The 19,482-nt window shown below is 63.7% G+C and carries 15 protein-coding genes and 2 pseudogenes; 8 read left to right on the forward strand and 9 right to left on the reverse strand.

Annotated features, from left to right (window positions below):
• Positions 1–374: 374 nt before the first annotated feature.
• Positions 375–1,082: pseudogene (locus tag HL666_RS34160) on the forward strand (DUF932 domain-containing protein); the annotation flags it as partial.
• 214 nt (positions 1,083–1,296) lie between these two features.
• Here HL666_RS34160 and HL666_RS11405 read toward each other — a convergent pair.
• The 6 genes from HL666_RS11405 to HL666_RS11430 form a co-directional block, all read right to left on the reverse strand.
• The gene (locus HL666_RS11405) at positions 1,297–4,104 is read right to left on the reverse strand and encodes a hypothetical protein (RefSeq protein WP_172181450.1); all 2,808 of its coding nucleotides are present in this window, start codon (positions 4,102–4,104) and stop codon (positions 1,297–1,299) included.
• A 33-nt stretch (positions 4,105–4,137) separates the two neighbouring features.
• Positions 4,138–4,680, reverse strand: coding sequence for a hypothetical protein (locus HL666_RS11410; protein ID WP_172181452.1), 543 nt, complete (start codon positions 4,678–4,680; stop codon positions 4,138–4,140).
• Positions 4,677–5,549 carry a hypothetical protein gene (locus HL666_RS11415; protein ID WP_172181454.1) on the reverse strand — a complete coding sequence of 291 codons (873 nt, stop codon included), beginning with the start codon at positions 5,547–5,549 and terminating at the stop codon, positions 4,677–4,679. The genes HL666_RS11410 and HL666_RS11415 overlap by 4 nt, the downstream gene beginning before the upstream one ends.
• A 128-nt stretch (positions 5,550–5,677) precedes the next feature.
• On the reverse strand, positions 5,678–6,289 hold the full coding sequence (locus HL666_RS11420) for a hypothetical protein (protein ID WP_172181456.1): 612 nt from the start codon (positions 6,287–6,289) through the stop codon (positions 5,678–5,680).
• A gap of 104 nt (positions 6,290–6,393) precedes the next feature.
• Positions 6,394–7,161 carry a hypothetical protein gene (locus HL666_RS11425; RefSeq protein WP_172181458.1) on the reverse strand — a complete coding sequence of 256 codons (768 nt, stop codon included), beginning with the start codon at positions 7,159–7,161 and terminating at the stop codon, positions 6,394–6,396.
• Positions 7,162–7,287: 126 nt separating this feature from the next.
• Positions 7,288–7,536 carry a hypothetical protein gene (locus HL666_RS11430; protein WP_246741517.1) on the reverse strand — a complete coding sequence of 83 codons (249 nt, stop codon included), beginning with the start codon at positions 7,534–7,536 and terminating at the stop codon, positions 7,288–7,290.
• Between the two features lie 235 nt (positions 7,537–7,771).
• On the opposite strand from HL666_RS11430, the pseudogene HL666_RS34575 reads away from it, so the two are divergent.
• A pseudogene (locus HL666_RS34575) lies at positions 7,772–8,832 on the forward strand (transposase); the annotation flags it as partial.
• Positions 8,833–9,380: 548 nt separating this feature from the next.
• On the opposite strand, the gene HL666_RS34165 reads toward HL666_RS34575, so the two are convergent.
• Positions 9,381–9,686 (reverse strand): thioesterase II family protein, encoded by a 306-nt coding sequence (locus HL666_RS34165; RefSeq protein WP_246741518.1) that lies wholly within the window; start codon positions 9,684–9,686, stop codon positions 9,381–9,383.
• A gap of 447 nt (positions 9,687–10,133) precedes the next feature.
• On the opposite strand from HL666_RS34165, the gene HL666_RS34170 reads away from it, so the two are divergent.
• The 6 genes from HL666_RS34170 (at position 10,134) to HL666_RS11475 (ending at position 18,118) form a co-directional block, all read left to right on the forward strand.
• Positions 10,134–10,562: a hypothetical protein gene (locus tag HL666_RS34170; protein WP_376698587.1), complete on the forward strand. Its 429-nt coding sequence runs from the start codon at positions 10,134–10,136 to the stop codon at positions 10,560–10,562.
• Between the two features lie 263 nt (positions 10,563–10,825).
• Positions 10,826–13,405: an ATP-binding protein gene (locus HL666_RS11455; protein WP_172181462.1), complete on the forward strand. Its 2,580-nt coding sequence runs from the start codon at positions 10,826–10,828 to the stop codon at positions 13,403–13,405.
• Positions 13,406–13,700: 295 nt separating this feature from the next.
• Positions 13,701–15,059, forward strand: a complete 1,359-nt coding sequence (locus HL666_RS11460) for an NAD(P)H-dependent oxidoreductase (RefSeq protein WP_172181464.1) — start codon at positions 13,701–13,703, stop codon at positions 15,057–15,059.
• Positions 15,060–15,231: 172 nt separating this feature from the next.
• Positions 15,232–16,692 (forward strand): aldehyde dehydrogenase family protein, encoded by a 1,461-nt coding sequence (locus tag HL666_RS11465; protein ID WP_172181466.1) that lies wholly within the window; start codon positions 15,232–15,234, stop codon positions 16,690–16,692.
• 128 nt (positions 16,693–16,820) lie between these two features.
• On the forward strand, positions 16,821–17,225 hold the full coding sequence (locus HL666_RS11470) for a carboxymuconolactone decarboxylase family protein (RefSeq protein WP_172112312.1): 405 nt from the start codon (positions 16,821–16,823) through the stop codon (positions 17,223–17,225).
• Complete coding sequence (locus HL666_RS11475; protein WP_172181468.1) at positions 17,222–18,118, forward strand: NAD(P)-dependent oxidoreductase; 897 nt, start codon at positions 17,222–17,224, stop codon at positions 18,116–18,118. Before HL666_RS11470 ends, HL666_RS11475 begins: the two co-directional genes overlap by 4 nt.
• On the opposite strand, the gene HL666_RS11480 is transcribed toward HL666_RS11475, so the two are convergent.
• Together HL666_RS11480 and HL666_RS11485 are read right to left on the reverse strand one after the other, a co-directional pair.
• The gene (locus tag HL666_RS11480; RefSeq protein ID WP_172181470.1) at positions 18,115–18,402 is read right to left on the reverse strand and encodes a YciI family protein; all 288 of its coding nucleotides are present in this window, start codon (positions 18,400–18,402) and stop codon (positions 18,115–18,117) included. The genes HL666_RS11475 and HL666_RS11480 overlap by 4 nt on opposite strands.
• A gap of 66 nt (positions 18,403–18,468) precedes the next feature.
• Entirely contained in the window at positions 18,469–19,443 is a 975-nt protein-coding gene (locus tag HL666_RS11485) for a sugar ABC transporter substrate-binding protein (protein WP_172112309.1), read from the reverse strand.
• Positions 19,444–19,482 lie beyond the last annotated feature (39 nt).

Raw genomic sequence — 19,482 nt, forward strand, 5'->3', positions numbered from 1 at the left:
CGCCTCCTCGGAGGCGGGCGCCTGGGAGGAACGCCAAGGCTCATTTTTTGAAGAGGGATTGCTAATGGCTCCGCCCTCGCGCGGGCAAGGGTGAAGCACGAGACGTGCCGGCCGGAGCGGTCTCCCCGGTCTTCCGCGCCTCTCATTGATTGCAAGAGTCTCACACTGGAACGGCGCGTGCAGACGCGCGCGGGCCTCGCGCGCCCTTGTCAGGCGGGTGATCCCCTCCACTCCGGCCGCCCTTGCCCTTGCTACCCCAGGTCTCGCCGACGGGCAGGGTTGCAGCGCAGCGCTGCGCTTCAACCTGACAGGAGAGTGACAATGAACGTGATAGTTTCTCAACACGGCGGACGAAGGTTTCGGGTGGATTCCGGGTGGACATTTCGCGCGGCCAGCGCATTGGCCGGGTGTCGTCGGAGTGGTTTGCGCGTCCTGATGATGAGCGATATCTGAACCTGCCGGACCTCTATGACGCCGTGCGCAGCCGGGCTGATTGCGCCCAGGCCCGCACCGTCGAGAGCCGATCCATTCGCGTCGAAGCTGCCCGAGAGAATGTCGAGCGGCTGGCCTTGATCGTTCCCGGTCGTGACGAATCGGTCGCGCCAACGCATTGGAGCTTTGGGCAGCTCTGCACGCTGGTTGGCGCGCCAGGCGCCTATCTGCGGCAGCTGCCTGCAGCCTTGTCAGCTATCAATCTGCAACATGGGTTGCTGTCGCACCGCGCCGAACTGATCAGGACCCTGGAGGCCGACAGCGGCCGGGTCGAGCTCCGCGCCGTAACCGGGCCGGACTACGGCCGTATATGGGATCATGAGTTGGTTGCCGCCGTCATGCAGATCGCCGGCAACGGCACCGGTGACACACGGTGGAAGGTGCCGGGGGTGCTGGACTGGTCGACCATGACCCATAATCGGTTCGTGGACGTGACCAAGGACACCACCACGCTCTATGCCAGTGATCGCGACGTGTTTCTGTTTTTGGTGGATGATAACAATCCAATCGAGGCGGGGCGGCTGCCGGACGGTTCGCCGGATGTCTATTTCCGGGGCTTCTATTGCTGGAACTCCGACGCTGCAGATCGGGGTTACAGAAGGCCGCGCAACCGATGTCGCGCAACGATCTCAGCTCTTGCCTCAGACCTTGGACATACTTCAGCACCTCTGCGAGACTCGGCTGAAGCACGGCATTCGTGTCTTGCTGCGGTTGGGGCGTCTGCGCAGAGGCGCAAACAGGGACCAGGGAGAATGGGAGCGAGCAAAGTGAAGATTGCGATCCGAGACATTTATGTTCTCCTGATCATCGGCGTGAATTATACGTGCTCGAGTTAGAGGGCACAGTTGCGAAATCATCCGGAATGGGCGGCGGTCGTTGATAGCCGTCGAGACCGTTCGACCGAGCACGCGGCGCAGGCATGGTCGCGAACTCCTCACTTGGAATGGTTCTGCGTGCTCCAGCAGCCAGGAGCTCGTGTGCTTTTTCTAGCGTCACCATCTGCTCGGAGGTGGCGCCTTCCTGGTCCTTCTGATTGAGACGTCCGACGGCGTCATTCAGGGATTTCCAGTAATCGGCTGGCGACTGCCGCGTGGCCGCTGCCGTCAGGCGCTCGACAAGCGACCATCGGTCCGCACGGGCGCCCAGTTCCTTGCGAACCGTTGAAAGCGCGGCTTGGGCATCCCGTGCTTCGGACGAAGTGAGCCTTGGGCGATCGAAATCGGAGAGCCGTCCTGCACGGTCGAACGCCAGTGCGTTTGACTGCGTCGAACTTCGCTGCCATTCCCTGTAGCTCGCAACGAACGCGCCTATTCGGGCATCGCTGCTTCCAAGCAGCTCCGAGGCCTGGGCTGCGTCCCGAAGGAGCTTATCCTTCCTGGAGAGGTCCAGTCGTCCGACATCTTCCGGCTGGAGACTTGAGCGCGCTGCGACAAGGGCCTCGACGCTTCCGACGTTGGAAGGCACGAACGCGTCTGCGGCGTTTACGAACGTACGAATTCGGCTGTCGCTGCTCTGAACTCGGGTTGCGCATGTGGTCAACTTGTCGTATGCGCCTCCCGATTTTGCCTGAAGGCGTGCGATATCTGGATCCGAAAGTTGACGTCCTGCGGCCACCAACGTGTCACACGCGGAGAGGTCGCCGCTCGCTGGAATGATTGCCGAGGCTCGACGATCGAAGTCTGCAAGCCGTTTCTCGCTGTCGGCAAGCAGCGGCCTGCAAGCGCTCGCGTTTGACAGGGCTTGCTTGTGAATCGCGCCGAGGCGGTCCTGGTCGAACGCCTCGAGATGATCGACGGCAACAGCCAGGGAGGTGCAGGTGGACGGACCGAGACCTGCACTGACAAGCTGCCGTGCTGCGTCTGCGACGTTCGAGAGCCGGGTGTCGCTGTCTGCAGCGCGTCTTGCGCATGCGGAGGCTTCCGCGAGCGCGGCATTCGCCGACGCATCCAGGCGTCGCGGCTCGATCCCGGCCACCCCTCGAGCTGCCCTCGTTAGGTCGCTGCAATCCTGCGCCGACATGGCGGACGCCTGTCGTCCGGCCTGTGCCTGAACCAGATCTGCAATTTTTTGCGCCAGCTCCGCAGGTAGACGATCTCGGTTGACGAACGTTGCTGCCAAATACACCGTTGACAGCACCGCGATCGCGCCAAACGCCGCTACCATCGCCAGTGCCGCTGCCGGCATGCGAGTCTTCTTCACGTCGGTGGTCGCCGATGGGGTGGGGGGCGGCTCCGGGTTCGAAGCTACGGCTGACCGCTCGTCGGCCGAGGACGGTTTAGCTGTTTCTGGCTGGCAGAAAAGGTCTTCGAGGTCCGAGATCCGGTCCCCCGCACGGATGCGAATTCTCTTTGCATTCTGCAGGTGCTCGAGAAGCGCTTTCTCGGCATCGGAAGCCGTCCGAAGGTTGGCCGCCGGGCACACGAAGATCGCGTCCTCCGACTGCGTTCGCTCCAGAAGCTTCAGCTTCTCGAGAAAGCTGTCGACAGGCCCGATTTCTCCGGCTCTCGACCGCGTGATGACGCCGGTGGCGACGATCCGGCGTTGCTGCACCTGGTCCGCCCAGCCATAACGCGCGCTTCGATCTGCGAGAGCAGCCGCAAGTCCGAAGCTGTCGCCGCCGAAACCGCCCGGGTCGATGCGGGAATGGGTGTACAGGTTGGCCTTGGCGTGGTTGGTCTCCTCCTCCCGGGCGTCCATAATGATGCGGTAGTAGGCATCCGACCGGCCATGGCCTTCGAAGCCAATGACGCGCGACAGAAAGTCCTGCCTACTTTCGGGCTCGTAGCGGCTACATGACAGATAACCCAACTCACCATACTGGTCCGCATCGGCGCCCTCAGCCACGATCGGGAACGCAACGAGTCCGTGTCGGGGGGCAGGTATGGGCGTTCGCCGGCGTGTGCGACCTGCCTGGGCTGCCGGAGAGCCAGCAAGCGGCGTGGGAGGCGGTGTTAGCTTGGCTGCAGGGGGTGACTGGGCGATGAGCCGTTCATCGAGCACTTTCGCGACGTCCTGAAGCATTGCCCGGATTTCTGCGAGTTCATCCTGCTTTGCAGCTTGTGCGTCCGTTACCGATTGAGCTGATTCCCGGTGCTCAGAACCAGGGCTGGGGCGCGACTTCTCGATCAGGTGGTTCAAGAGCCTCTTGACGGGCTCCATGTCCTGTTCGCCGACGAGAAACCGCGCCAAAGAGATCAGGCTCTCGATATGAGCCTTGGCAAAGCCGACATCGTTTCGATCGAAGCCAGCCTTCTTGTGCGCGAGTTGGTTGCGTCCCTGGATCAGACGGAAGCACAGTCCGCGGATCGGTCCATTCTGTTTGGAGAGGCTTGAAATGGCATGGGCATTGTCGCTGAGGGCATGAAGCATCTGCAGGAAGTCCCACTCGGCCTTGCCGTTCACGACCTTGAACAGTATGCGCCCGCGAGATTCGGGATTTGTCTTCCTCTTCTCGTTGTCTGCCTGCTTCATCTTGTCGAGAATCAGCTGAGGCCATTTCGGCCCCCATTGCTTCTCGAACAGTGCTTCGACGCGAGCGCTCAGAATTTGCGCAGCAATATCCTGTGCCTCCAAGGCATATGCAGCAGGCGACAAGCTGAAATCTGGAGTCATCGCGGTCACTTTGCCCCCGAACGCTTGCCCAACTCAAGGCTCCAGGGTGAGACTAAATCTCTGCAGCCGGCTTCGCGGCGATTCCGTGCTCAGCTCCCAGACGCCGCTGATGCAGCCCTGAGAGTCCGGGCGGCCCGAGACCCACACATGGCCGCCAGTATCGCGCAAGATCACGGCCGTCGAAGGTCCGATGAGGGCGAGATATTCGGAAGCGAACTGGACCGATACCGACCATTCCGCACCAGGAATATCGTCTTTGAAGATGGTTACGGTGAAGCCGTTGCCCGCGATCTCGTCCGCATCGCCGCCGCTGGCGGCAAGGCGTCGCTCGGCCGTTCCCAGGCCGGCATCTCGCACTCGTTCCATCAGGTCGGCGCGAACCTGCCGGCGTACGGCAAGGAAGACGTCCCGCGCATCAGGCGATATCCAGATCAGTCGCCGTTCATCTCTGTTCAACGGCGGTCCGACCGTGAGCGCCTGCCGAGCGCGTTCTTCCGAAAGGATACCATCGGCCTTACGCTCGTCCTGCGTATCTAGGATCGCCGACAGAAGGCGTATGTTGTATCGCTGGGTCATCCCGACCTCCGGAATTGGAACTCCAACGAGTTCTCTATGCAGTCCCGGAGGAACGCGGCTGCCGCTTTCCACCGGGTCTCGAATGCTCGGCGCGACAAGCCGACTCTTGCCATGAAATCTTGCCGCGTTTCTTTTTCCACGTCGTCAAATGTCTCTGTTTCAACCGCCAATGCCTCCCAGAGAGCGCGATCCTTTTTCTTCAGGACATCGACGCACGGGTCCATCGCGGGCCATACGCTGGTTTCGATCTCCAGGGCGAGTATCTCGCGTTCCACCTCCTCGTAGGGAATGATCTCGCACTGCGCGCAGAATTCGTCGAAATAGGCGCGCAATGTGCCCAGCGACACGTTGACATTCTTGTTGGTCGGATATCGGTTGCGCAACTCATTCTTGACCGCCAACAGGTGCTCGTCCGAGCTGCGCGATTCCAACGGTGTGCCGAAATGTTGCCGCGCGATGTCGAGCGATACCCGGTCGATTGCTTCCCAGTTCTTCAGCCGTTGGGCGCTGCCAGGGCTCTGAGCGCGGCGAGCATTCTCCAGAAACTCGCGAAGGATCTGCAGCAGCGCCTGCAGTTGTGTCGTCCTGCCGTTCGGCGTTTTCAAGATGCCGGCCTGCTTGGCAAGGGCGTGGATCAGAGGCTCGATCTCCCCAAACAGCGGAAGGGCGAATGCCCACGAACTTGATGGGCAGGCTTCGTCGTTGCTACTTGACAGTTGTATCCGGATGGCTTGGTCCATTCTCTTCCCGATGTCGCGCGTCACATCGTCTACAAATCGTGTCGCAGCGTCGCGAGGCTCGGCGGTCACGTCCGCCAGTTCAGCGAACAGCTGCTGCGATCGATCCTTTGCCAGTTCGAATATTTGCATGCGTAGACGACGCCACCCAATGCCATACCAGTGTTCCTCGTCGTATGAGCTAGGCATCGGCTCCTCAGCTAGTTCGGATGCTTGCGGTCGGAGGTCTGAGCTTCAGTTCAGAGGCATCGATCGTCATCTCAGGGCGCAACGTGAAAAAGCTCGCCCTGCGCAAAGCTTCTAGCACTCGCGTCCATCTCGCTGCGGACGGTAATTGCATACTTGGCGCGCGTGACGTAGGGGCAACCGAAGACGTATTCCAATCGATAGTAGCCGGGATCCAGGACCATGTTGCCGACCCCGGGCGCGCCCCGCTCCCGTCCATCCGGTCCCCTTGTGCTGATCTGTGCATGGAGCACGTCTTGTCCCGAGACACGGACGAAGACGTCGCACGACGTAAACGGCACGGCTGAATCGCGGATGTCGCCGGTCACGACGAGCGTCAACGGGCCGGCGCGATCGACCTTTAGAAAAGCGCGACCATATTGAACCGTATTGCTGTTTCGAGCTGCCAGGTACTCCAACGCGTCCGGGCCAGCGGACTTCGACTGCGGACCTCGGGCCCCAAAGGACCGGATCAGGCCCCGCCCCTCCGCATCCATCCGACGTGAGTAATTGACTTCATCGACCAGCCAGCCCGAAATCCGTCGGCCTTCCGGCACCTGATCGATCGGCGCAAGCCGCTGTTGGGCATTCGAAATGGTGGTACTAGCCAAAATCCACAAAAGCACGACAATCAAATTCCGCGTCATAACAACCCCTTAAGCTGCATTGCGACCGTAAACCGTGGCGCCTAGCGGTTTCGGCGCAGTCTCTTGACCCGTCTGCTGCAGGTCAAGAGATGCTACCACCTGTTCTAGTTGTGAAGGAAGTTCTGAAACGCTTCGGCCGTGGCGCGAGGCGGATTTGCAGGGGATTTCGAGGGCGCCGCCAGGTCCCGTGTCGTTCGGATCAACTGCTCTGTCTGGCCGATGCCGGCCTCGCTGCCGCGGATGATGCCATCGATCATCGCTACGTTCGCACTGAAATCGGAGAGCGCTCGATTGGCTTTCACGAGCTGCAGCTGGCCGGGCACCATCCGTTTGGCAAGATCGATTTGTCCGGCCTGTATCATGAGCGCGTCAAGCCGATCCTTGAGCTTGCCCCGCAGTTCGCGGGCCGAGGCGAGACTCTGCTCCAGCGCGGCTTTCTCCTGATAGAGGAGTTCGAGTTGTGAGCGGAATATATTCAGGTTCGGATAGGTCTTGCCGGCAAACACGATCGGCTGATCGGGGGAGGCGATCCGGTCGCGGTACGTTGCACGCCCCTGTTCCAGGAAGGCGGTGTTCTTGCCTGCGATCAACTCCTGCTCAGAGACCAGCGAGGCAACCTTGTCGAACTCGCCCCTGATCGCCTGGATCGATTGCCCGATCGACCGCTCCAGCTGAGATAGCTTCTCGTAACGGCTGTTGAGGCATCCCTCCGCGTTAGAAACGCAAGCCGCCTCGTTCCAGCCTAGCGCGCTGTCGCGGACAAAGCTCTCGATGGTGGTCGCGGTGGTCGGTGATACGATCGTTAGTCCGGCGTAGCCGACAGCGGTCAAGCCAGCGGTGGCGACTGTGATAGCGAGTGTCTTGATCAGCATTTTGCAGCTTCCTGGTTCGGCCATCCGGCCCGTTGTCTTCAATCGTTCCTTGGGGGGAGGTCGGTGCCGTTTGCTGGGAAGCACCGAAAATTTGTTGCGCGACCTCGACGGTCGAGCCCGCTACTCTTAGCGCCGCCGGTGGTGGCGCCGGCCCTGGTGGGCAACAGTGATCAACGAGCCGTCATCTGCGATCACGGCGTAGACATCGAGCCAGCGTTCGATCGTCTTCAGTCCACGCGGTCCACCCATATCCCGCGTCAGCCGCCTGACCGCTGCCTTGTCGAAGAATAAGACGTCCGCGTGATGTGAACGCGCCGATCTGCCGTAGCGATGCAATAAATCGACCACGATGTATGGGATGGCACGTTGCTGCATGCTGCACGAAGCGTGGGACGTAAATGCCGGTCTCATCATAATCTGCTCCCCCTGTTTGCCGGTCGAGGGAGTCCTCGCCCGGTGACAGGTTTCCTGGGGGGAGGAATCGTGGGGTTTTCTTATCAAACAAACTTTTGCGCCCGAGTAGGCTCAATGCTGACCAACATCATCAGAGCAGGGACGGTCCGGACCTAAGAGCGATGGTGCACGCAGCAGGATTTGGAGGCGCGGCAACTCCGAGCGTCTGGCACAGCGCAACTGCTACCGCGGCCGGACCTGGGAGGCGCGCGCCGGTGCAGTCGAACTGCGCATCCCAAAGCTGCGCAAGGGAAACTACTTCCCGGGCTTCCTGGAGCCGCGCCGCATGGCCGAGAAGACGCTGACGGCCGTCATCCGGGAAGGGAAGCCTGCCCAAAGGGTGTCTCGACCTGATCGGTCGACGACCTCGTGCAGGCGATGGGGATGAGCGGCATCTCCAAGAGCGACGTGAGGCGGTTCTGCGGCGCGCCACGCAAACCTAGGCGGGAGAGCTTGCGCAGGCTCGCGGTCCAGAACTTTCGGGCCCTGGACGGTCCGACGTCCATGCCCAGCACCGTGCGCCGGCCGTCGCTGTTGCGTGAAGCTCGTGATCTCGGATGCTCACGAGGCATCAAGGCACGGCAGCCAAGGGTGCTCAATGCCGCCTGGCGTGGTCGCATTCACTTCGTGCGCAACGCTCTCGGCCATGCCGGTAAGAGCGGACGCCATGTGGTCTCTGCCTTCACCCGCCACAGCCTTCGCCCAGGACGACGTCGAGGGAGCCCAGGCGCAAAGTCGCCGATCAGCTCCGTCCCAAGGTGCGCAAGCTCGCCGCCGTCATGAATGAGGCAGAGCCTGATGTGCTCTCCTATATTAGCTTCCCGGTGCAACACCGCGCCAAGCTGGACTCGACCAATCCAATCGAGAGGTCTATGGCGAGATCAAGCGGCGCCCCGACGTCGTTGGCATCTCCCAAACGAGGACGCCATCGTCCGTCTCGTCGGGGCGGTCCTGCTTGAGCAGAACGAAGACTGGGCGGTCCAACGCGCCCGTTACATCAGTGGGAACAAGTTCGGTCCGCACCGGAATTACCCGGTAACCCACCATGCCAGCTACCCCTTTATGTGGGAGCTTCGATCGGTCGCTGTCTCGGTACTTGTAGCCAGATCGACGAATGCGCGCGTCTTCGGAAGTAGCGCCGAGTGGAAAGACCCGTTCATGGGCCATCGGCCGCCCAAGTTTAATTTTGGCTGTGCTTCCTTGCGATGGCAGCTTTGAAATGTAGAGGAGGTGGAAGTTCGACGCTGTCGCGAGTTCAAGCGCAGGCCTTCTAAATGAATCTCAGTGCCGGGTACGATTCCGGGTGTTCAATTAAGGGACTGAGAAATATTAAAAACATATCTCAATAGCTTAGATATCTTAATTTGGCGGACACTCTTTTTGCCGCCCTGCAATGCTTGCCGTGGAATTTCGACAACGGGTGCGACGCCCGAACCGACATGGCCACGCCGAGAAGGGCGCGCCTTCGATTTTTCTCGAAGGAGGTCGCTTTTCATCCGACCGGCAGTCCGAGGTCATTCAATATTCCTCTGTACGTGTAGAGCTGCGTTCGTCCCCAGGCTGATGAACTGCCCTATGCGTACGATTGGATGAAGTATCGTAGGTTCGCAATGTGTGGGGAAAGGCGGTAGCGCTCCCCCGCTACCAACTTTACTCGCATTCCCTTGATCGTTGCCATGACATGCCTCTCCGCAGATCAGCGGAGGCTCGGTGGATATGCGCGCGCCACCCGCGCGGCTGTCATCTCTCGACACAGGTGACCGTCCTTAGAAGTTTCGGATGGCTTCGGCAGCCTCCCTGTCGTCCGTGCACGGACGTGTCGCGGCGGCGAGCGCCGTTCGAAGGTCGAGTTGCAAGGCCGCGGCGACGGTGACGGCATGATCTCGGATGTAGAAATGATTGGCTGGAAACATCCGAACGATGCAGGAGGCCTCGGTCTCCTTGCGCCACGCGCGGAGATCGGTCGCATCGACCTCGACATCGTCGAGGCCGCCATAGGCGACGATCGGAACTGACAGCGCTCCGCGCCTCTCTGGCGCATAGGTCTCGCAGGCGCGGAAGTCGGCGCGCAAGACGGCTGGCCGATCACGCGCGCGGGACCGACGTCGCCGGCCAACTCGACTTCTGGACCTCGATCTGCCGGAATGTCCCGCTCTTGCCTGTCGACCACGCGACGGGCGCGCGCCGCGCCACGTATGGCGAGACGACGTCTCTGACCATCGATGTGCCGGCCGACGAGACCCAGGCACTGCTGACGGTCGTGCCGAAGGCCTATCACAGCCGGATCAATGACGTCCTGCTGGCCGCACTCGCAATCGCCTTGGCGGATTGGCGGGCTGCACGCGGGGCCCCGAGACTGTCGCCTCGTCTATCTCGAGGGACATGGTTGAGAGAGCATTTTCCCGACGGTCGATCTGTCTCGCACCGTCGGCTGGCTCACCACGATGTTTCCGGTTCGGCTGGATGCCGCGCAGGTCGATCTCAGGGAAGCGCTCCATGGCGGACCTGCAGCGGGCGTGGTGCTGCGGCGGATCAAGGACCACCTCCGCGAGGTGCCGCACGGTGGCATCGGCTGGGGCCTCCTGCGTTATCTGAATCCGGAAACCGTCAACATCCTGCAATTGCTGCCGCGTGCCTCGATCAGCTTCAACTATCTCGGACTGTTCGATGAGCGCGGTGCGGCGGGGTGGCGGATGGCCTCGGAAGATGCCGGTTCTTCGATTGCCGCCGAGCGCGAACGGGATCGCCCGATCGAGGTCGTGTCGGTGATCCAGGGCGGCACGTTGCTGGTCGAGTGGCGATGGTGGCCGGACGCGCATGACCGCGCTTCGATTGCAGATCTGGCCGAGCTGGAGGCAAAAGGGGCCGCCTTCGCGACTCTGATGCGGCCGGGCTTTGCACTCATGACCGCCGCCTCGAGACGAAGAGGGCAGAGCAATGCCGGATAACGCGTGAAGGCTGCGCGTGCGTCGATTCGCGCTGACGTTTTCGAGAAGGCGTCAACCATGGAAGCTCTCGGTCCATCCGTTTTGCGCCATGGGGATACCGCCCAAGATGACATCCCACTGCAAACCGTGCTATCCAGACCTCGCGATTGCGAGGCCTCGATCTCGAGAACGCCTCGGGACATGGGCTGCCGGGAGATTGCCTGACGCTCCCGCGACAATGACACCACGACAGACGGCTCGCGACCCCCTGAATTTCTGGCGCCATGTTGGACCAAACCAAAACGACTCTCGGCCATCGCGGTCTGCGGCAGGGCGGCATCATCGGCACGTTGACCAGAGAGGAGCCTGGGTCCGGGCGCGACCGGCGCTGGACTCCCCGGATCATCGTGCTGAGCGGCCTCCTGCTGGCGGTGCTTTGCGACGCCTTCGTGGCGCACATGCTCTCCGTCAACTACTGGGAGACCTATCGGACGACCGAGGCCGCGAATGGCGATCTCGCCCGTGCGCTCGAGGAATACATGCTGCGCAACATCCAGGGCGTCGACGTGCTGCTCAACACGACGATCGACAACCTGACGCGCAATCCGAATCTGCTCACCCCCGGCAATCCGGCCCTGATCAATGAATTGAAGAACAGGGTGGCGCCCTACCCCGTTGCGGGCGGAATCGTCGTTCTCGATACCGAGGGAAATCTGCTGGGGGATAGCGCCGGCAACGGCGTGCCCGGCCGCGAGAACAATTTCGCCGATCGCACCTATTTCCAGGTTCAACGGGATGACCCCGACCGCGGGCTCTTCATCGATGTTCCCGTGGCCTCGCGCGTCAACAAAGGTCTCTTCATCGCGGTGAGCCGCGCATTCATGATGAGCGGACGTTTTGCCGGCGTCGTCGTGGTGCCCGTCGACTACGAGAATCTCCGGCAGTTCTTCCTGTCGCTCAACGTGGGGCAGCGCGGCACCGTCACGCTGTACCGCGACGACGGCACGATCCTGCTTCGCACGCCGAACGCAGACGCGTTTGCCGGCCGCAACGTTCGATCGAACCGGCTGTTCACGCAGTTCCTTCCGCAAGCACCTCACGGGAGCTTCGAAGGCAGCGGTGTCACCGACGGCGTCTCGCGCAGCATCAGCTATCGGCGGGTGGCCGGCCTGCCGCTGGTCGTGACCGTGGCGCGCCATCCGATCGAATATCTGGCGGGCTGGAAGAACAATGCCGTGTATTACAGCGTCGTCGCCGCCGGGCTCAATCTGCTGATTGCCGGATTCGGTCTCGGCCTGGCGCGGCAATGGCGGCTGCGCGCGGCCTCGGAGCAGGCATTGCGCGACAATCTGGAACAGCATCAGCTCGTCACCGAAAACGTCCCCGCGCTGATCATCCATGTCGGGGCCGACGGCCAGATCCGCTATGCCAACCGCGTTGCGCGCGAATGGTATGCCGAACCATCCCCGGAAGCCATCCGCAGCCGAAGGATCGACGACTTCATCGATTCCAGCCATGTTGACGAAGCGAGGCCCAGGATCGAGGCCGTGCTGGCCGGGCGAACCATCGGCGGCGAGGAGAAGGCCGCATTTCCCGACGGCCGGGAACGCTGGTGCGAGACCATCCGGGTACCGGATTGCGGCCAGGACGGCACCGTGCGCGGCTACTTCGTGCTGTCGGTCGATATCACCGAGCGCAAGCGCATCGAGGACGAGCTGCGTCAGGCCCAGAAGATGGAAGCGATCGGACAGCTGGCCGGTGGCATCGCGCATGACTCCAACAACATGCTGGCGGCGACGCTCGGCAATCTCGATATGCTGCTCGACGCATTGCCGCCCGCCGAGGCGTCCTGTCGCGGCATGGCCGAGCGGGCGATCGAGGCGGCGGAGCGCGTCGCCGATCTCAACCGCCGCCTGCTGGCCTTCGCCCGCAAGCAGACGCTCCGGCCGCAGATCACCGACGCGAACGAGCTGGTCGGCGGCATGACGACGATCCTGCAGCGGACGCTCGGCGAGACCATCGAGATCGACGTCGCGCTGGACCCGCTGCTGTGGCGCTGCCTGATCGATCCGACGCAGTTGCAGAACGCGCTGCTCAACCTGGCGCTCAATGCGCGGGATGCCATGGCCGGCAGCGGGCGCCTGACGATCACGACCGCGAACGCGGTGCTCGACCAGCCCCTCGATGATGGCGACGAGCGCATTGCGGCCGGTGACTACGTCACGATCGCGGTGTCGGACCTGGGCGCCGGAATGCCGCCCGACATCGCGCGCCGCGCCTTCGAGCCCTTCTTCACCACCAAGGAGTTCGGCAAGGGCAGCGGGCTCGGCCTCAGCATGGTGTACGGCTTTGCCAGGCAGTCCGGGGGCACGGCGGTGATCGCGAGTCAGGTCGGGCAGGGGACCCGCGTCACGCTGTATCTGCCGAGCGCGGGACCTGGCGATGCCGAGCAGCCGCGCGCCGGCGTAACCCGACAGCCCCGACCGGACACCGGCGAGCGCATCCTGGTGGTGGAGGACAATGTGCTGGTTGGGGCCATGGCTTCCACCATGCTGACCTCGCTCGGATACAACCCCGTGGTGGTCGTCAATGCGGCCGCGGCAATCGCCGCGTTGGAGCGATCGGAGCCGGTCTCGCTGCTGCTGACCGATATTCTCCTGCCAAGCAGCATGACCGGCATCGAGCTTGCGCGGCAGGTGCGCGGCAGGTGGCCCGACCTGCCGATTCTCTTCATGTCCGGCTTTGCCGACCCCTCGCTGGTGCCAGAGGATTTTCGCGCCACCACCAGGCTCCTCGCGAAGCCATTTCGCTTGAGCCAATTGTCCGAAGCCATCGTCGTCGCGCTGGCGGGGGCCAAACGATGACGCGCATTCGCCGTCGTCGCTGCTGACTGCGCGTCGCGCCGGCCGGACGTGTTTCTCCGTCCGCGCCGTAATCCGGGCGAGGTCGCTGTCGCCCTGGCTGGACTCGTCTCGGCCTGTTCTTGCCTCGTCAGCCCGCATGTCAGCGGGCTCGGTGACGACGCCATTCTGCGTGATGGGTGGGCACGCGCGGACACGATTTTGGCGGGAACGACGTCTTGAAGTTCTCATCAAGCGTGCGCAAACAAATTGCCCGAAAACTTTAGATTCGCCCTGAACAGCCGAGGAGATCCGCCCCGTGAACCTCTACGCCAAGCTCATGGAGCGCAACGTCGCGCGCCGGCCCGTCAGGGTGGGACTGATCGGAGCTGGAAAGTTCGGCGCGATGTATCTGCATCAGGTTCTCCGGACACCCGGCATCCATCTCGTAGGCATCGCCGATCTGTCGCCGGCCCGCGCCATCGAGAACCTGAAGCGCGTGGGCTGGACCGAGGAGCGCTATGCGGCCGCTTCTCTTGATGACGCGCTCAAGCATGGCACGACCTTCCTCACCGACGACTGGGAGTCGCTGATCGGATGCGATGCGATCGACGTCATTGCCGAATGCACCGGCAACCCCGTGGCCGCGGTCGAGCACTGCCTCGCGGCGTTTGCCGCGGGCAAGCCGGTCATCAACGTCACCGTCGAGGCCGATGCCTTCTGCGGGCCGATCCTGGCGCACAAGGCGAAGCAGGCCGGCGTCATCTACAGCCTTGCCTACGGCGATCAACCGGCGCTGGCCTGCGATCTGGTCGACTGGGCACGTGCCTGCGGGTTTCCGGTGGTCGCTGCCGGACGCGGCCACAAATGGCTGCCGCAATATCGTGAGTCGACGCCGGAGACGGTGTGGGATCATTGGGGCCTGACCGCCGAGCAGGCCGCGCGTGGCGGCTTGAATCCGAAGATGTTCAATGCCTTTCTCGACGGCTCCAAGCCGGCGATCGAATCCGCGGCGATTGCGAATGCGACCGGGCTCGCAGCGCCATCGCATGGGCTCGCTTTTCCGCCTGGCTCGGTGGACGACATTCCGACCCTGATGCGTCCGCGCGCGGAAGGCGGCGTGCTGGAGGCCAAGGGGCAGGTCGAGGTCGTGTCCTGCCTCACCGCGGAGGGGCAGCCCATCCCCAATGACATCCGCAAGGGCGTGTGGGTCTGTTTCGAGGGCGACAGCGACTACATCCGCAACTGTTTCGAGGAGTACAAGGTGGTCACCGATCCGAGCGGCCGCTACATGAGCTCCTACAAGAAATGGCATCTCATCGGCCTCGAGCTCGGCATCTCGGTGGCGTCGGTGGCGCTGCGGGGCGAGCCGACCGGGGCCGCGATCTGCTTCAATGCCGACGTCGCCGCGACGGCGAAACGTGATCTCGCGCCGGGCGATGTGCTCGACGGCGAAGGCGGCTACACCGTTTTCGGCAAGCTCACGCCCGCGGAGACGTCTCTGGCGCAGGGCTATCTTCCGCTCGGGCTTGCTCACCAGGTCCGCCTGGTCCGGCCGGTCGCCAAGGATGCCTGCATCACGTGGTCGGACGTCGCGATCGACGAGACTCTGCCGGCCGTGCGCCTGCGCCGCGAGCAGGAAGCCCTCTATGCGCCGACGATGAGCCGGCATGCCTAGCAGGCGCCGGGTGCCCCGACGAGCGGCGCCGGCATCCGAGGTGATCGACGGCGAGCCGCAGAAGGTCTATCTGTCCAACGGACAATCCGGATCGCTGCCCCTGCGACCGCAGCGGGCGCGAATGGCTGCTCCAGCCGGACTGCGAGGGATCGAGAGACGTGGGAGACCTATCATGAACGCCAATGTCAAACTGCCTGCCGCCAAAGGTGTCTTCATCGACAACACATGGCAGCCCGCACGATCGGGCCGGACCATTGCGATGCTCGCTCCGGCGACCGGCCAGGTGATCGCCTCGATCGCGGCCGGCGACGCGGCCGACATCGATCTCGCCGTTGCTGCCGCGCGCCGCGCTCTCGAAGGTCCATGGGGCCGGCTGGCCGCGGTCGAACGCGGGCGCCTGCTGTCGAAGCTCGGCCGCCTCGTCGAGGACAATGCCGAGGAACTGGCGAAGCTCGAAGCGGCCGACACCGGTAAGCCGATGAAGCAGGCCAAGGCCGACATTGCCGCCGTGGCGCGCTACTTCGAATATTATGGCGGCGCCGCCGACAAGGTACACGGCGACACCATTCCCTTCCTGGACGGCTTCTTCGTCACCACGGTGTACGAGCCGCTCGGCGTCACCGGCCACATCATTCCCTGGAACTATCCGGGCCAGATGTTCGGCCGCACCGTCGCGCCGGCGCTGGCGATGGGCAATGCGACCGTGATCAAGCCGGCCGAGGAGGCCTGCCTGGTGCCGCTGCGGCTCGCGGAGCTTGCCGCGGAAGCCGGTTTCCCAGCGGGCGCGATCAACGTCGTCCCCGGCCTCGGTGAGGAAGCCGGCGCGGCACTGTCGGCGCATGACGGCATCGACTTCATCTCGTTCACCGGCAGCCCCGAGGTCGGCACCCTGGTGCAGACGGCGGCTGCGAGGAACCATATCGGCTGCACGCTCGAACTCGGCGGCAAGTCGCCGCAGATCGTGTTTGCGGACGCCGATCTCGATGCGGCATTGACATCGGTGGCGGCTGCGATCGTGCAGAATGCCGGCCAGACCTGCTCGGCCGGGTCGCGCGTGCTGGTGGAGCGTTCGATCTGGGATCGCTTCCTCGCCGACCTCACCTTGCGCTTCGAGAAGATCACCGCCGGCACGCCGGAGATGGACCTCGATCTCGGCCCGGTCATCAGCGCGGTTCAGAAGAAGCGCATCGAGAACATGCTGGCGCGGGCCGAAGGCGGCGGGGCCAGGCGGGTGGCGTCCGGCAGGATCGCCGAGGGCGTGCCCGGCGAGGGCTTCTACGTCGCGCCGGCGCTGTATCAGCATGTCGCGCGCGACTCCGAGCTGGCGCGCGAGGAGGTGTTCGGTCCCGTGCTGGCGGCGATGCCCTTCGACGACGAGGCCGATGCGATCAGGCTCGCAAATGATACGGAGTTCGGCCTGGTCGCCGGCGTCTGGTCGGGCGACGGCTCGCGGGCGATGCGCGTCGCGCGCAAGGTCAAGGTCGGTCAGATGTTCGTCAACGGCTACGGCGCCGGCGGCGGCATCGAGCTGCCCTTCGGCGGCATGAAGAAGTCGGGCCACGGCCGCGAGAAGGGCTTCGAGGCGCTTTACGAACTCGCGGCGATGAAGACCCTGATCGTCAAGCACGGCTAGACTGCGGAAATCGAATTGGGATCAATTCCGCCGGGCGGACGACGATGACCGCGTCCCCGCGGCCGCGTTGTCAGTCCGCACGGCGGCGCGCTAACACATTTCAGCCTTGCAGCAGAGGAGACGAGCGGATGAGTGACGAGAGCGAGTTGTTTGAGAAGGGTCTGAAGGTGCGGCGCGAGGTGCTCGGCGCGTCCTATGTCGATGGCAGCCTGGCCAAGGCCGACGACTTCATGATGGCGTTCCAGCACATCACCACCGAGATGTGCTGGGGCTATGCCTGGACGCGGCCGGGTCTCGACCGCCGCACGCGCAGCATCGTCAATCTGGCGATGCTCACCGCGCTCAGCAAGCCGAGCGAATTGAAGCTGCACGTCAAAGGCGCGCTCACCAACGGCGTGACCGTCGACGAGATCAAGGAGATCCTGCTGCACGCCACCGTCTATTGCGGCATCCCCGCAGGTCTCGAAGCGTTCAAGGCGGCGCATGAGGTGCTGGTCGCGGAGGGCGCCATCGCCAAGAAGGACGGCGCATGAGCGCGCCGCAGAGCATCCTGTTCGTCGGCATCGGCAACATGGGCTGGCCGATGGCCGCGCGCCTGCTCGGCGCCGGCTTCACGGTGGCCGTCAATGATGCCGTGCCGGGCCGCGGCGCCGATTTCGTCCGCCAGGTCGGCGGCGCCTTGGCGGCGGATCTCGGCGCGGCGGCAGCGCAGGCCGAGGTCATCATCACGATGCTGCCGACCAGCAAACATGTCGCCGACGCGGTCGCGGCATTGCGCGCCGGCCTGAAGCAGGACCACGTCCTCATCGACATGAGCTCCGGTGCGCCTGCGGCGACGCAGGCGATCGCGGCCGATCTCGCCCCGCTCGGCGTCATCATGCTCGACGCGCCCGTCAGCGGCGGCGTGCCGCGCGCGGTAACCGGCGAACTCGCGATCATGGCCGGCGGCGATGCGGCCGCGCTCGACCGCGTCGAGCCGCTGCTGCGCGCCATGGGCACTACGATCCACCGTATCGGCGGGCTCGGTTCGGGCCAGGCGATGAAGGCGCTCAACAATCTCGTCTCCGCCGGCGGCTTCCTGATCGGCATCGAGGCGCTCCTGATCGGCCAGCAGTTCGGTATCGACCCCGGCCTGATGACCGACGTGCTCAATGCCTCGACCGGTATGAACAATTCGACGCAGAAGAAGTTCAGGCAGTTCGTGCTGTCGCGCAAGTTCAACAGCGGCTTCGGGCTCGATCTGATGGTCAAGGACCTGTCGATCGCCCTTGAAGTCGCGCGTGCGGCCGGCGTTGCCGCGCCGTTCTCCAACCTCTGCCGCGAGCTGAGCGCCAGCGCGCAAGGCCTGCTCGGGCCGGGCCAGGACCACACGGCGCTGGCGAAGCTGAGCGAGGCGCTGGCCGGCGTCGAGCTGGGGGCCGACTAGCCCTTGCGGCGGAAGAAGCCGGTGATCGTCACCTTCTCCCAGATCCCGGCAGCGGCAAACGGATCGGCGCGGTTGAACGCCTCGGCCTCGGCGCGGCCGGGAGCCTCGACCAGGAACAGGCTTCCGATCATCGTCGCACCGTCATCCGAGACGAGCGGGCCGGACATCACGATGGTGACGGGGAGGCGGGCGCCATCCTCGAGATAGGCCTTGTGAGCATCGTAATTGGCAAGCCGCACCGGCAGCGCGTCCGGCTTGTCGAGGGCGTGAATGGCAAACAGCATGTCTCTCTCCGCGATTGACGCGGGGCGGCTGCCTGCTGCACGCCGTCCCGCAATGACGAGCCGATCCTATTTCGCGCCGAGCTTGCTGGCGTCCTCGAAGCTCGGGCAGGTGCGCTGCTCCAGCGATACGTCGAACGGCTGATAATTGTCCTTGGTGATGACGGTCGGCTTCAGCACGATCTCCGCGATGACGGGCTGGCCGCGCAGCGAGCGGATCGCCATCATGGTGCCGAGGCAGCCCTGCGCGAAGCCGTTATAGTCGCCGCTGGCCAGCAGCTTGCCGGACTTGATGGCGTCGATCGCCTCCTTCGTGCCGTTGATGCCGATCACCAGCGCCTTGCGGTTGGCGCCGTCCAGCGCCTCGATCGCGCCGACCGCCATCGCATCGTTGGCCGCGAGCACGCCGTCGATCTGCGCATTGGACTGCATCAGGTTCTCCATCACCTGCAGCGCCTGCAGCCGCTGGTAGTTGCCGGGCTGCGACGCCAGCAGCTTCGCACCGGGGTTCTCCTTCAACGCATCGTTGAAGCCGCGGACGCGGTCGACATTGGTCAGCGAGCCCTTGACGCCTTCGATGATGACCACGTTGCCCTTGCCGCCGAGCGTCTTGAGCAGGAAGCGTCCGGTCTCCAGGCCGAGGCTGTAGTCGTCCGCGCCGATGAAGGAGACGAACTTGCCGCCGGCGGAGCGGTCGGTGATGTTGACGACGGGGATCTTGGCGTCGTTGATCTTCTCGACCCCCGGAACCATCGCCTTGTAGTCCACCGGCGTGAACACGATGGCGCTCGGCTTCTTCACCACCACATCCTCGATCTGGCTGAGCTGCTCGGGGATCGAGTCCGGCTTGGTCGGGATGTAGTGCAGGATCTTGGCGTTCAGCGCCTTCGCCATGTTGTCGGCGCCGACCCGTACGGTCTGGAAGAACGGGTTGGTCTGATTCTTGGTGAACACGGCAATCGTCTCGCCGTCGGCGCGGGCCTGTGTCGTAGCCGATGCGATCAGCAGCGATAGGGCAAGATAGCAGGATTTCCGGTGGTCCATTTCGTGTCCTCCCTGGTTGTCATTCTTGTCGTTGAAAGC

The organism is Bradyrhizobium aeschynomenes, assembly GCF_013178945.1.
Taxonomy (GTDB): Bacteria; Pseudomonadota; Alphaproteobacteria; order Rhizobiales; family Xanthobacteraceae; genus Bradyrhizobium; species Bradyrhizobium aeschynomenes.

Excerpts from the sequence above, each read along its gene's own strand:
- HL666_RS11405 (WP_172181450.1), bottom strand. The coding sequence starts at position 4,104 with ATGACTCCAGATTTCAGCTTGTCGCCTGCTGCATATGCCTTGGAGGCA.
- HL666_RS11410 (WP_172181452.1), bottom strand. The coding sequence starts at position 4,680 with ATGACCCAGCGATACAACATACGCCTTCTGTCGGCGATCCTAGATACG.
- HL666_RS11415 (WP_172181454.1), bottom strand. The coding sequence starts at position 5,549 with ATGCAAATATTCGAACTGGCAAAGGATCGATCGCAGCAGCTGTTCGCT.
- HL666_RS11420 (WP_172181456.1), bottom strand. The coding sequence starts at position 6,289 with ATGACGCGGAATTTGATTGTCGTGCTTTTGTGGATTTTGGCTAGTACC.
- HL666_RS11425 (WP_172181458.1), bottom strand. The coding sequence starts at position 7,161 with ATGCTGATCAAGACACTCGCTATCACAGTCGCCACCGCTGGCTTGACC.
- HL666_RS11430 (WP_246741517.1), bottom strand. The coding sequence starts at position 7,536 with ATGCAGCAACGTGCCATCCCATACATCGTGGTCGATTTATTGCATCGC.
- HL666_RS11455 (WP_172181462.1), top strand. The coding sequence starts at position 10,826 with ATGTTGGACCAAACCAAAACGACTCTCGGCCATCGCGGTCTGCGGCAG.
- HL666_RS11465 (WP_172181466.1), top strand. The coding sequence starts at position 15,232 with ATGAACGCCAATGTCAAACTGCCTGCCGCCAAAGGTGTCTTCATCGAC.
- HL666_RS11470 (WP_172112312.1), top strand. The coding sequence starts at position 16,821 with ATGAGTGACGAGAGCGAGTTGTTTGAGAAGGGTCTGAAGGTGCGGCGC.
- HL666_RS11475 (WP_172181468.1), top strand. The coding sequence starts at position 17,222 with ATGAGCGCGCCGCAGAGCATCCTGTTCGTCGGCATCGGCAACATGGGC.
- HL666_RS11480 (WP_172181470.1), bottom strand. The coding sequence starts at position 18,402 with ATGCTGTTTGCCATTCACGCCCTCGACAAGCCGGACGCGCTGCCGGTG.
- HL666_RS11485 (WP_172112309.1), bottom strand. The coding sequence starts at position 19,443 with ATGGACCACCGGAAATCCTGCTATCTTGCCCTATCGCTGCTGATCGCA.